Origin of the sequence: Pseudomonas baetica (assembly GCF_051216495.1) — a bacterium.
Taxonomy (GTDB): Bacteria; Pseudomonadota; Gammaproteobacteria; order Pseudomonadales; family Pseudomonadaceae; genus Aquipseudomonas; species Aquipseudomonas baetica_B.
The window spans coordinates 1-12,997 of the sequence record NZ_JBPKAM010000069.1 but is presented as its reverse complement, the minus strand read 5'-3'; the positions used below and the strand labels follow the sequence as shown (position 1 = coordinate 12,997).

The window sequence follows — 12,997 nt, the reverse complement described above, 5'->3', positions numbered from 1 at the left end:
TACAGGTTTTTCAGAGGCTTTCGAAGTGCGGCAACGCCAGCGATCTCTTGCCGATATCGGCATAAGGCAGGTCGGCGTTGTCAGCATGGGTCAGGAAGCGGTGCTCCGGCAGTTTCAAATGGGCTTTCTCGAAGGCGCTGAAAGCAGTCTTACCCGTGCCGTAATGAAAGTGGGCGTACCACAGTACTCTCGGTGGCGTATGCGTCATGTCCCAGACTTCGTATTCCTGCATGAAATCGGTTCGTCCGTCCGCACGCTTGCCCAGGTTCTTGATCGGGCTGGTTTTGCGGATCTCTACCACCTTGTGTCGGACAAGGTCGTCGAGCATTCCGTCAGTGGGCTTTTTGGTGTTCAGCGATTGTCTGGTTCGCATTTCACGTCCAATGGTCCTGAGCTCGATGGCCTTGTCGCGCAGTGTCTGGACAAGCGGGTTACGCGTATCCAATTCCTCGATGCGCAATGCACGGCGGGTCAGTTCATCGGCTTCAGTGACCATCATGTGTTCCAAATCCACCGGGAGCATGTCGCGAGCGGCATAGGACTGGACTTTGGCCCGGTAAGTGTCGACGGATTGCAATCGATGGCGTGCTTCGACGAGCAACGAGTCGAGATTTCGGTGTTGGGCGTGCGATGCCTGCGGCCTTGGGTTGAGCAGGCGGAATTTGCCATTGCTGCCTTGTTCCCATAGCTCTTCGTATCCACCTTGGCCGGTCAGGGAGTACAAGCGTTTTTCAAGGGTGGATTTTGGGTGCTCCACGCCGATCAGCAAGTCATCGGTTTCAGTGGCGAAGACTTTTTTGTTGATTTGCCCGGCGGGTGCCGCGGGTGCAGGCAGATCGATGGCCTTGCGCGCTCTCTCGGCCATTTTTTCGATGCCGTCCATTAATGGCGGTACGGTTTCCAGATGAAAGTGTTGTGGGTAACTGGCGGTCCACACGTTCATCTGGCGACGAAACTCGCTGTAACTTTCAATGCATTCTTGAAGGATTTGGTTGCGCTGAGCCTTGGTTGCGTGGGCTTCCGGCAGACTGTATTGAGTGAACATGCCCCGGTCGATCCGGTCCCTGATGGATCGTGCCTGGCTTTGAAGAAAGAACCAGGATAAATCGTCGCTGGTGTCATAACGTGTGATCACCTCCAGCAGGTTGCCCGTTCTCAAGTAAAGGATGTTCGTCTCGGTGAGACGTCCATTGAGCGTGCGGATGTCCTGAGATATTTGGGCTTTATGCGTGCTGACAGTGATGCGTTGGTACCAGTGATTGAGGTCTCGTAAAAGCACCTCGATCGAATCGAATGATTTGATTATTTCGAGCCGCAGTTTCCGGATGTCATCCAGCACTCGCAACCTTTCGGTGAGTGCTGTTGTAGAGAGGGCATCCAGCTTTTGTGTGAGTGCATCGATGTTGTCAATCAAGACATGGATGCGATGGTTGTGCAGGAACACTCGCTGTTTGAACCGGTCGGCGTGCAGCAGGGCGACGTTACTTTGGAAATCCACCAGTACGCGTCTTTTGTTGCCGTGGGTGAGTGGAAGCAGCTCAACCAATGTCCGGTGATAGCGCCCGGCCAATTCAAGGTCGCCCAGGCAGGCTGTTTCAAGCTGTTGCCCCAGCGTGGATGCCCGCTCGGCTGCAGGCGCGGCGTTGTAGGTGGCCAGCAGCGAATTGGTGCTCTTTATGCGTGCATCGATTTGCAGCGCGAGGTCATCCGCTGCGTTGGTCAACGCATGATGGCGACGAAAACCTTCATCGACCCACCAGCGTGGCAAACGCTCGCGGATGGCCCGTGGCCAGACCGGGTCAAGCGTATTGGCCAGATTATCCAGGATGTTGCCGCCACCGAGTCCCCCACCTTCGAACGCCACGCCATGAACGCCAAAGTAAGTGTCCCATCGCCCGGCCTCATCGAGCGCAATGGGCTGTTTGTAGGTTCTTCGGGAGCTGCCGGACAAACGCCAGTTGCGAGAATCCGTGCTGAATTCCACCTTGAAAATACGACCCTGGCGTTCGATGAAATCACCGTCGACATGGCGATAAATACCTCGGTAGTGCCCGTGAGCGGCCGGCTGCAATCCGGACAGGGAAATCGGCTTTTCATACTCATAGCCTGCGAAGCGCTGCACCACGTGCCGAGCCTGGCGCTGTGAGACTTCATGCATGGCGGCAACATGGTTGGTCAGTCTCTGAAGCTGACGGGTACGCGTCAAAGAGCGGGCCGTTTCGGACAGCGATGACGCGACCGCTTCACCGGGAAGCAGATCCATGGCCGCGTCGATCAATGACATGAACACCGACTGGAGTTCCGCCAACCCGTCACCCACATCACCGCGCAAGAAAGCCTGGACTGCCCGGTTCGCAGCGGTCCAAGCGTCGTACAGGGCGATTGCGGTACCTATGAACGGCAGCATGCCAAAGGCCATTTTCATGTAATTGAAAGCGCGCGGCCCTGACAGTGCATAGCGTTCCAGATACAACGCCACGTTGGAGCGCGAGGCGCCGCGATGGGCTTCGATCAATCGACCCATGTGCGCGTTGAGCAAATGGGCGGCCAGTGAAGTGGTCGCCGGCCAGCGTGTCCCGACACCGATCATGGCATCGAAGTTATTGAGCATCGCCTGATTCATTCGGCTGATATGAGCCGAGACGTTGCCGTGCAAGGCGCGCCCCGCCAGATAAGTGACCATGGCATCGCGCAGGGTCAGATTGAACAGCGCCTTGCGCGCATCTTCCAGACTGCCGTATCGACGCAAGACCTGACCGTCCGGGCTGTCCGGCAGATAGAGCAGGGTCACGCCACTGATTTGTTCTTCGATGAAGGTGACGCCGCTGAGGGTGACAGGACCCTCGTTCGGCGTGTCCTTGCCGCCTGCGGTCAGCAGGGCCGGCAGCAGAACGATGCGCATGCCGTTGGCGCGCCAGGCTTCAGGGGTATCGGCATCGATGGCGATGTTGAGGATGTGCAGATCGGCCTGGCTGATCTGTTTTTGCAGGCGTGCGTACTCGCCTTGCAGCTTGAGCGTCAGGCGCCAGGGTTCGATCAGGCATTCACGACGATGCTCATTGGCGAACACAGTCTCAGCTGCTGTCCCCATGAACGCTTGTCGAATCAGGTTTTCATAGGCTTGGGACAGGTCGAGCTCAGGCAGGATCTTGCGCAGATAGGTCAGGTTGATGCCGTTGAGCAGTTTAATGCGCTCACGTGGGTCATCAGCCGTAACCTCCAGGGTCATGAAGACCAGTCGCTGCGACAGTGCGTCCTGCTGCACCGACTGAATGTTGTCGATATTGAGCTGGGCCAGGGCCTCCAATGACATTTTGCTGCGCGAGGCACTGGGCACCATGACCGACGTTTCCACCTTCCCCGACGGCGTGGCGGTGTACCGTTTTTCCCACGTGACGGAGTCGGGCAGGCTCAGCCGCACCTCGAACTGGCCCTTGAGGACGAAGTCTTTGCTCAGTCGGTCGTGCAAGTGCTTGCGGGTAAAATCGTCCCTGGGCTCCAGGGCGATGGTCATGAAGGCGTGGCTTTGGCGCATCGCCACAATGTAGGCCTCGATCAGGCTTTTGAGTTGGGCACGATCCGCCTCATTCAGTGTGCGCAACCAATCGGGCAGTTTGGTGGCGAGCGTGCCGCTGCGGTGCTGTTCGAGTAGTTGAGTGAACGCCAGGCTTCTGGCGGCGTGCACTGGCACCTGCAGGAGGGCAAGGGTGCGTTCTCGCAAAATATCCAGTTGCTCGGCATCCTGCGTGGCTTGTGTTTCAAATTCCTGGGTCAGCTGATTCAGGCTGTGCAGAAGCGCGTCGCCACTGATTTTTTTCAGCTGCAGCGTGACCTCATTGTCCCGATCGTCAAGCTTGAACACCTGGTGTTCCAGTTCGCGAAGGCTGGCGAAACGTTGCAGGCCACCACCATTGCCAAGCCAGTAGAGCAGCACGCTGTGTTCCAGGTTGGCGCCTGTCAGCACCGGCGCTCTTGTCACGATAAATGCGCCTTTGATTGCATCGGCGGTGATCGTGGTTTTGTCACCGTCCTGTTCAGTCTTCGATAGCGTCAGGCTGGCCGCGACTGGCTCGGAGCCTGGATCGTGGGGTGTATCCAGCAGCGTCTTGATCAGGCTGCCCTCTTCGTCACTCAGTTGCTTGAGGGCCAGCTGTAGAGCGATCTCGGCGAGCAGTCCTGCCTTGTGGGCACTGTGCAGGGCGGTGAGTTCTCGCTGGAAAGCGAGCGGCTCCAGGGTTCGCGACAGATTCAGCATCGAGGAGGCAGCCTTATCGGCGGACTTCTCGGCCGATTCCAATGCGTTGATCGAGTCCTTGACCGGCTTCAAGCCCTCGCCGTCGCCCTCTGCTTCGACCAGTGATTGGAGTGCATCACGCTGCTTTTTCAGCGCAGCCTGGCGCAACGACCAGGGGACATCGGTATGCAGGTTGCCAAACAATGACCCTTGATCTGCATCGGTCGCGTTATCCGCGTTTTCCAGACTGGGCGGCGAGGCGAAAAAAATCGCCTTTTTGTTCTGACGATCTACCTGGTCGGCCTGAACGAGGGCTTGCGCACCATGCGCCGCCAATCCGGGCTTGCCGCGTGTACCGTAACGCAAAGCGGTGATTTGGGATTGGTGGAAAGCCGCAAACAAATCACTCGCGCCCAGGGTCAGCGGGTCGGTTTGGGCGGTGTACTCGAATCGCATACCGGTGGTGGGCAAACCGATCGGCACGAGTGACTGTCGAGAGAGCCAGGCTTCCATATCGCTGCGCTGATCGAAGGACTGGATGGCGACGGGGCGGCTGGGTAAGTACAGCAATTGAGTGGCGCTGGCAGCCTCTGCTGTAGTGATGACCCATGCGCCAGTGAGTTTGATCCGGGATTGGTTGCTCAACACCAGGGTCACTTGCTCGGTGTTGACGGGTTGGTTGTTCAGCATCAGCGCGCCGACGGGTGGGTCAATCATCAATTGCAGGATTTTGAGTTGTTCCGCCGACAGTGATTTCCGCGCGGAGGCCAGTTGGGTGGCGGCCTCGAAATGTTGGCGGTAAAGCTGCATCGACCTTTGTTGTCGCGATATGGCCGTTCGGGGGGCACGTGACTCCCAAAAAAATCGCCACCGCTCGATATGAGACCGTTCCGGATTGAGCGTCTTGAGGCGTCCAAGTATTTGCAGTGGTGTCAGGGACTTGAGCGGATGGTCCTGTTTGATACCGGTAACCCGACATAGCTTATCCAGCATGGGATCCAGCTCTGGGTGTTGCAGTACGTAGGCGCAGGCATCGATGAAGCTGACAAAACGTATGGGTCGTAAATCTGTGGCGAAGAAATGCAAGCCCGCTAGTTGCCCATCCAGATCCAGCTCCTGTTTCAGCAGTTGATCGAGTGTGTCGCGTACACCGGGAATTGCAGTAACCAGTGCGTGCATGTCCCGACTGCTTTCGCGCCAGCATGCCGCGGCGCGCAAGAACAGGCTTACGTCGACGGAGGGCGGCAGTGGGGCTGGAGACTGCAGGGTGATCGGTGCGGGAGGGGGGAGTTCGAAGAGAGACTTATCGGTCATCGAGATAGGGCTCGGTGTGTGGAGCGGTGGATCCACTCCTGGGTGAGCCATTCAAGGGGAGTTTTGCGGGGCGGTGGCACTACATAGTTATCGCGTCAGCCGTTCAGCGAACTTCATCAAACTGTCATGGAACTGTGGCAGCGCGCTTGAACAAAGTTCATCAGACTCGCGCTCTACTGGGGTTCTGCGTTTTGGTGTTTTTCATGCGTGCTTTGTTTTTATCGGCGGCCATTTTCCTGGCCTCATTGTTCAGCCTGCCGTCGATGGCAGCGCCTCGTTGTGATGTGAATGTTCCGACCGAACGGGTCGATCTGGCGCAGGTGAGCCTGGCGTACCAGAGCATCGGCCGTGCGTCGGATCCGGCGTTGCTGCTGGTCATGGGGTTGGGCGGACAACTGATCCACTGGCCCGACGAAGTAGTGGTTGCGCTGTGTCAGCAAGGGTTCCGGGTGATTCGCTACGACAATCGCGACGTCGGCCTCTCGACCTGGCGGCAAGCACCGGTCGAGGCCAACCTGGCCTTCGAGGTATTGCGCTACAAACTCGGTTTGCCGGTATCGGCGCCGTATTCGCTGACCGACATGGCGGACGATGGCCTGGGTCTGATGGATGCGTTGCACATCGAACAGTTCCACGTACTGGGCGCGAGCATGGGCGGGATGATCGCCCAGCACATGGCGGCGATGGCGCCGCAACGGGTCGAGAGCCTGACCCTGATCATGACCACGTCCGGTGCCGAAGGCTTGCCGGCGCCTAGTGCCGCACTGGTGCAATTGCTCGCCCGCCGTGGTGCGCCGAATCGTGAGGTGGCGCTGGAACAGCAAGCCGATCTGCTCGCCGCATTGGGCAGCCCGACAGTGAGCGATGACCGCCAGGCGTTGCTGCATCAGGCGGCGCTGTCCTACGACCGGGCATTCAATCCCGAAGGCGTGAAACGGCAGATCATGGCGATTATGGCCGAACCGAGCCGGGTGGCGTTGCTCAATCAATTGCGGGTGCCGGCGCTGGTGGTGCATGGCACGGCCGATCCGCTGTTGCCGGTGATGCATGGCGTGCATCTGGCAGCGCATTTGCGCGGCAGTCAGTTGAAGTTGATTCCGGGGTTGGCCCATCGTTTTCAAGAGGCGTTCAAGGCGCCATTGCTGGCGGCGGTGTTGCCGTATTTGCGCGAGCATCGCGAGGACAGGTCGCATTGGGCGCAGATCGAGCCGGTGGCTGACCACAACCTCCTCTAACACCCGACAGTTCCCCTGTGGGTGTATCGTTTGAACTTTCCGGGCCAGCGAGGTGCGCGATGAGTTCCCCATTGAAAATCGATTTCGTCAGCGATGTGTCCTGCCCTTGGTGCGTCGTCGGTCTCTACGGTCTGACCCGGGCCCTGGAGATCCTGCGCGATGAAGTCCGCGCCGAGATCCATTTCCAGCCATTCGAGCTGAATCCGAAAATGGGGCCGCAAGGGCAGAACATCACCGAGCACATCACCGAAAAGTACGGCTCTACACCGGAGCAGTCGCAAAAGAATCGAGAGATGATCCGTGCCCGTGGCGTCGAACTCGGTTTTGCGTTTCGCACCGATGGCAATAGCCGCATCTACAACACTTTTGATGCTCACCGCCTGCTGCATTGGGCGGGTCTGGAAGGGTTGCAGTTGCCACTCAAGGAAGCCCTGTTCAAAGCGTACTTCACCGATGGCGGCAACCCGTCCGACCCTGGCCAACTGGCGCAGATCGCCGAGGGTGTCGGGCTGGACAGGCAACGGGTCGAGTCGATTCTGGCGTCGGATGAGTTCGCCAGCGAGGTTCGTCATGAAGAACAGCTGTGGCTGTCGCGGGGTGTCAGTTCGGTGCCGACCGTGGTTTTCAATGGCCAATACGCCGTGACGGGGGGGCAGCCGGTGGAGACTTTTGTCGGTGCGATTCGCCAGATCATGAGTGAAGCGAAGGGCGGAACGGTCATCTGACAATTCGTTGTCGCCAAATAAATATCAATGTGCCACTATTGTTTTGATCGTCGCTGCCGATGCAGGCAGTGATGCTTTTCAATCATAGGGACTTGATCCATGACCTTCCGCGCTCTACGCACCTGGGCGGTGCTGACTCTGCTTGCCTGCCTCACGCTCACCGGCTGCGCCAACGTTCAACCTCCTGTACCGCTAGACCACCAATTCTGGGATGCCAAGGAGCCGACCATCGGCGTGGCAATCACCGTCGTGCCACCACCGGTGTTGGCCCTGACCGGCAATCAGGGCATTCTCGATTACGCCATCAACAAGGGCGTCAACAGCAAGCTCAGTGATAACGTTGAACAATGGCAAGTGCGCGATCTCACTACTTTGCCAGACGTGATCGTCGCCAAATTGCAGGCCAAGGGCTACAAAGCCAAGCGCATCGACGAGCCGGTCGATCTGAAGGTCTATAAGGAAACCAAATTCCGGGAAGGCTACATGACCCGCGACCTCACGCCGATCAAGGTGACCCACGGCGTCGATCGTTTGTTGTTGGTGAACGTCTATGCCACCGGTGCCACTCGCAGCTACTACGGGTTCGTGCCGACCAGCGTGCCGATGGCGCAGGTGGGCGGGCAGGGCATGGTGGTTGATCTGGCGGACAACAAACTGCTGTGGTTCAAGCCTTTTGTCGTGACCCAAGCCGCTCAGGGCGAGTGGGACGAGCCGACCTACAGCAACCTGTCCAATGCGTTCTACCAGGCCGTGGATAACAGCCGTCAACAAATGATTACGCCGTTCGCGCAATGAAACGTCCAGCCGCAGCGGCCGCTGCGCTGTTGCTGCTGACGCTGGCTGGTTGCGCACAGAAACCGGCTCCCGAGGCCGGTTTCAAGGACCAGACTGCGTTGTCCTACGTCCAGGCTCATGGGCTCAAAGTGGATGTGCAATTGCCGCCAACCTTTGTCGGTGCCAGCACGGTGATCGACTCCGAGGCGGCCCTGAAGGCCGCTTCGTCCAGCCATAACCTGATAGCGAGCTCGGGCAACACTGCCGGGCTTGCCGGGATTTTGCTGGCCAGTTTGATCAATACCCAAATGGCCGGCAGCACCATGCAGCGCGATGCGGAAAAAGACGCGCTCAAAGAGTCGCGACCGATGGCCGATCTTCTGGCGGGTGTACCGCTGCAGGAGCGTCTGCAACAGCACTTTCAACAGGCGTCGAAAGCGGCCGGGCTCAAGCAGGGTGAGGGGCAGGTCACGGCACGTTTGCTGATCGAACCCAAACTGATGCTGACCCCCGATCGGGGCAGTTTTATCCTGGTCAATCGGGTGCAGGTGCAGGACATTGCCGGCTCGCCGCTGTATCGCATGCGCATCGAGGTGGCCAGCCAGCCGATTCGCCAATGCGGCAAGCAGTGCATCGATGATGGCCATCTTGATCTGGCGAAAGTCACCGCCGCGCTCGATGAATGCATCGACGAGTCCATGCGGTTACTGGCTGCCGACCTGACGCAGCCGACGCCTCTTCCTGCCGCTCAGGAAACTCTGCGTTACGTACTCGATGGCCAGCGGATGGTCGAGCGTGGTTATCAGTTGGCCAACAACGGTAACTACTGGCGTTATCGCAACCTCTATGGCGCGGTGAAGTCGGTGCCGGTGCCGTTTGAGGATGCGATGACCCAGGCGCAGTTGCAGCAGCTGTACGCGCACTGAAGCTAAAGAACCTGTGGGAGCGAGCCTGCTCGCGAAGAGGGTGTGCCAGTCGACATCAACGATAGCTGACACACCGCATTCGCGAGCAGGCTCGCTCCCACAGGGAATGGGTAGTGCTCAGGCGTGAATGCGGACCCAGATCGAAACCAGCACCGTCGCCGCCATCAACCAGGCCACCGCCGCCACGGCGAGTGAAGCCTCCAGCCGCATCCGGTCGACCATCACGTACAAAGTCGCCAGGTAGATGAAGTACGGAATGATCGACCACATGCCAAACACGATAGTGGTTTTCAGGTCGTCAATCGAACGCCCCTTGCCGACGATGTAATGGGCGATCAGTGCAAAGGTGGGAAACAGCGGCACCAGGCCGGCGATGTAGTAATTTTTGGTTTTGGCCAAGGCGGCGAGGATTACCACCACCGCCGCACCCAGTGTTGCCTTGAGCATCAGATCCATCAGTGGTTCAGCCCGTACTTCTTCACTTTGTCGAATAGCGTGGTTTTGGCCATGCCCAGTTCCTGGCTGGCCTGGGTGAGGTTGCCGCCGCTGCGTTGCAGGGCATCGCTCAATAGATTGCGCTCGAAGGCTTCCACCGCTTCGGCGAAGGCCAGGCCTTGGGCGCTGCCGCCAGCGCCGGGTTTCTTGAACGCCGGAAGGCCGAGGGCGAAACGTTCGGCGACGTTGCGCAATTCGCGCACGTTGCCCGGCCAGTCGTGGCTCATCAGGTTCGACAGGGTCTGGTTATCCAGTTCCGGTGCGGCGCGGTCGAAGCGCAGGGACGACTGCTGCAGGAAGTATTCGAACAGTTGCAGGATGTCTTCGCGGCGCTCGCGCAGCGGCGGCAGTTCCAGGGTCACCACGTTGAGGCGGTAATACAGGTCGCTGCGGAACTCGCCGGCCTTGCTCGACTCATCCAGGTCAGACTTGGTCGCGGCAATCACCCGGCAATCCACCGCCACGCTCTGGTTCGAACCCAGGCGTTCGAGGGTGCGTTCCTGCAACACCCGCAACAGTTTGATCTGCAACGGCAGGGGCATGCTTTCCACTTCGTCGAGGAACAGCGTGCCGCCGTCGGCATGCTCGATCTTGCCGATGCGCCGTTTGCCGGCGCCGGTGAAGGCATTGGCTTCATGGCCGAAGATTTCGCTCTCGAACAGGTTTTCCGGCAGGCCGCCGCAGTTCAATGCCACGAATGCTCGGGTGTGCCGGCGACTGAAGTCATGCAGGCAACGCGCGACCAATTCCTTGCCGGTACCGGTTTCGCCTTCGATCAGCACGTTGGCCGAGGTGTCGGCGACGTTGGCGATCAGTTCGCGCAAGTGCTGCATGGCTGGCGAGCGGCCGATGATCCGGCCTTCGAGGGAGTCCCGTTCCGCCAGTTGCCGGCGCAACGACACGACTTCCCGTGCCAGGCTGCGTTGCTCCAGCGCACGACGGGCGACATCCACCAGGCGTTCCGGAGAGAAGGGTTTCTCCATGAAGTCATAGGCGCCTTTTTGCATGGCGCCGACGGCCATGGAGATGTCGCCGTGACCGGTGATCAGCACCACCGGCAGGCTGCGGTCACGGGCCTTGAGCCGGGTCAGCAGTTCCAGGCCATCGATGCCCGGCAGGCGGATGTCGCTGATGACGATGCCGGCAAAGTTGTCGCCAACGCGCTCCAACGCTTCTTCGGCACTGCTGACGCCCATGCACGGAATGTCTTCCAGGGTCAGCGCCTGCTGGCAGCCGAGCAGCACATGGGGGTCGTCTTCGACGATCAATACACTAAGGTCGTTGTTCATACGGGCTCGGCGGGAGTGGGGCTTACCATCGGTAAACTGAGAACGAATGCGGTGCCACCGCTGGCGGGGTGCTCGACACCCAGGTGACCGCCGGTGGCGGCGGCCAGGCTCGCGGAAAGGGTCAGGCCCAGGCCCAGGCCCTGTTCGCCGGGTTTGGTGGTGAAGAACGGTTCGAACAGGTGCTTGCGTGCTTCGGCGTCGATGCCATGGCCGTTGTCCCGAACGCGCAGCCGGTACTTGCCATCGACGGTGTCGCCTTCGAGCCACAACTCCGGTTGTGGCTGCGCCTGCATGGCATCAAGGGCGTTACCGATGAGGTTGACCAGAATCTGCTCCAGACGGGTCTGGTCGATCTGCACTTGCACTGCCTCGAAATGGCGATGCAGGTGCAACCGGGCGTTTTCCACCCGGGCGCCGAGCAACTGCAAAGCGGCGTCCACGGCTTTGCCAAGGCAGGCCTGGCCCTTGTCGTCGCCGCGCCGGGCAAAGGAGCGCAGGCTGGCGGTGATCCGGCCCATGCGGTCGATCAATTCGTTGATGGTCTTGAGATTGGTACTGGCCACGTCCAGCTGACCGCGTTCGAGGAAGCGCACGGTATTACCGGACAGGGTGCGCAGCGCCGCCAGTGGCTGGTTCAATTCGTGGGCGATGCTGGTGGACATCTGACCGATGGCCGCCAGCTTTCCGGCTTGCACCAGTTCGTCCTGGGCGCGGCGCAAGGTCTCTTCGGCGTGCCGCCGTTCGCGGATCTGGCCCTTGAGCCGTTCGTTGCTGGCGCGCAGGTCGACGGTGCGTTCGGTAATCCGACGCTCCAGTTGATTGTTGGCTTCCTGCAAGGCTTCCCGGGCGGCGAGGCGCGTGGCGATCACCTTGCGTCGCTCGTTCCAGGCAATCAGCAGGAAGGCCACGAGGCCAAAGACCACCGCCACCAGAATCCCCTGATTGATCGCTTCACGACGCAAATCCTGCAGTGGGGTCAACAGGGTGAAGTTCCACGGCGTATCGCTCAGGGGCCGGGTTTGCGAGAGATAGCTGATGTTTTCATCATCGGACACCACCTCGCTGTTGGCCGGAAAGGTCAGTTTTTCCACGCCCTCGGACAAGGTTTCCCGGGCCAGCGGTTGCAGTTCATTGAGCGGGAACCAGTAGTACTGAAGACTGCGGGCCAGTTTTTCCTTGGTCTCGTCGCTCAGCGGGATCACTGATTTCAAGCGCCGGGCGGGATCGCTCGACAGAATGATGATGCCGTTTTCGTCGCTGACGAAGGCTTCCAGGCGTGCCCGCTGCCAGCGTTCTTCCATCGCTTCGAGGCGGACCTTGACCACCGCGACGCCAATGATTTTACCGTGCTCCTCCAGGCCATGGGCCAGGTAGTATCCGGGCTCGCCGTTGGTGCTGCCGATGCCATAGAAACGCCCCGGCTGGCCGCGCACGGCGTTCTGGAAATAGGCGCGAAAGGACAGGTCTTCGCCCAGGTAACTGTCGACGTCGCGCCAGTTGCTGGTGGCCATGACGCGACCGGTGGTGTCCATCACGTAGATGGCCCGGCTGCGACTGCGCCGGTTCAGGCCTTCAAGGTAATCGTTGACCGTTTGCCGGTGTTCCGGGGTCGGGTCGGCCAGCAGCTTGGAAACACTGGTTTCGAGTTCCAGCAGGCTGGGCAGGTAAGTGTATTTGCTGATTTCGCTCTCGACGGCGCGGGCGTGCAGTTCCAGCTGGCGCTGGCCGTTCTCGCCGAGGCTGCGGATCCCGTAGTGTTCACTGACCCAAAAGCCGATGTAACCCAGTCCGAACATCAGAGCGATGATCAGCGGCGGCAGAAGCAAATGGCGAATCAGACGGGGTTTCACGGCGAGTGATGGCGACGTGTCGCGATAGGGATTGGGGTCGCATTTCATCACAGATGCCTTGGGTCAACCAGCGTCCCCCTGTAGGAGCGAGCTTGCTCGCGATGGTCGTCAACGATAACGCGTCCATTCTGGATGTACGCGGTGTCTTGGAGTTC

Annotated in this window: 8 protein-coding genes; 4 read left to right on the top strand and 4 right to left on the bottom strand. The window is 59.6% G+C overall.

The window, feature by feature from the left end:
• Positions 1–10: 10 nt before the first annotated feature.
• Complete coding sequence (locus ACSFE6_RS21805; protein ID WP_435429515.1) at positions 11–5,413, bottom strand: dermonecrotic toxin domain-containing protein; 5,403 nt, start codon at positions 5,411–5,413, stop codon at positions 11–13.
• 338 nt (positions 5,414–5,751) lie between these two features.
• Here ACSFE6_RS21805 and ACSFE6_RS21800 point away from each other — a divergent pair, with 338 nt between their 5' ends.
• The 4 genes from ACSFE6_RS21800 (at position 5,752) to ACSFE6_RS21785 (ending at position 9,208) form a co-directional block, all read left to right on the top strand.
• Positions 5,752–6,783, top strand: a complete 1,032-nt coding sequence (locus tag ACSFE6_RS21800) for an alpha/beta fold hydrolase (protein ID WP_435429514.1) — start codon at positions 5,752–5,754, stop codon at positions 6,781–6,783.
• Positions 6,784–6,842: 59 nt separating this feature from the next.
• A complete protein-coding gene (locus ACSFE6_RS21795; RefSeq protein ID WP_435429513.1) occupies positions 6,843–7,508 on the top strand; it encodes a DsbA family oxidoreductase in 666 nt (221 codons plus the stop codon).
• Between the two features lie 99 nt (positions 7,509–7,607).
• Positions 7,608–8,303, top strand: a complete 696-nt coding sequence (locus ACSFE6_RS21790) for a hypothetical protein (protein WP_435429512.1) — start codon at positions 7,608–7,610, stop codon at positions 8,301–8,303.
• Positions 8,300–9,208 carry a hypothetical protein gene (locus tag ACSFE6_RS21785; protein ID WP_435429511.1) on the top strand — a complete coding sequence of 303 codons (909 nt, stop codon included), beginning with the start codon at positions 8,300–8,302 and terminating at the stop codon, positions 9,206–9,208. The genes ACSFE6_RS21790 and ACSFE6_RS21785 overlap by 4 nt, the downstream gene beginning before the upstream one ends.
• Before the next feature lie 117 nt (positions 9,209–9,325).
• Here ACSFE6_RS21785 and ACSFE6_RS21780 read toward each other — a convergent pair whose 3' ends face one another.
• The 3 genes from ACSFE6_RS21780 to ACSFE6_RS21770 are packed head-to-tail and all read right to left on the bottom strand — an operon-like array spanning position 9,326 to position 12,890.
• The gene (locus tag ACSFE6_RS21780; RefSeq protein WP_435429533.1) at positions 9,326–9,655 is read right to left on the bottom strand and encodes a GlpM family protein; all 330 of its coding nucleotides are present in this window, start codon (positions 9,653–9,655) and stop codon (positions 9,326–9,328) included.
• Positions 9,656–9,663: 8 nt separating this feature from the next.
• On the bottom strand, positions 9,664–10,992 hold the full coding sequence (locus tag ACSFE6_RS21775; protein ID WP_435429510.1) for a sigma-54-dependent transcriptional regulator: 1,329 nt from the start codon (positions 10,990–10,992) through the stop codon (positions 9,664–9,666).
• Positions 10,989–12,890, bottom strand: a complete 1,902-nt coding sequence (locus ACSFE6_RS21770) for a sensor histidine kinase (protein WP_435429509.1) — start codon at positions 12,888–12,890, stop codon at positions 10,989–10,991. The genes ACSFE6_RS21775 and ACSFE6_RS21770 overlap by 4 nt, the downstream gene beginning before the upstream one ends.
• Positions 12,891–12,997: the final 107 nt, after the last annotated feature.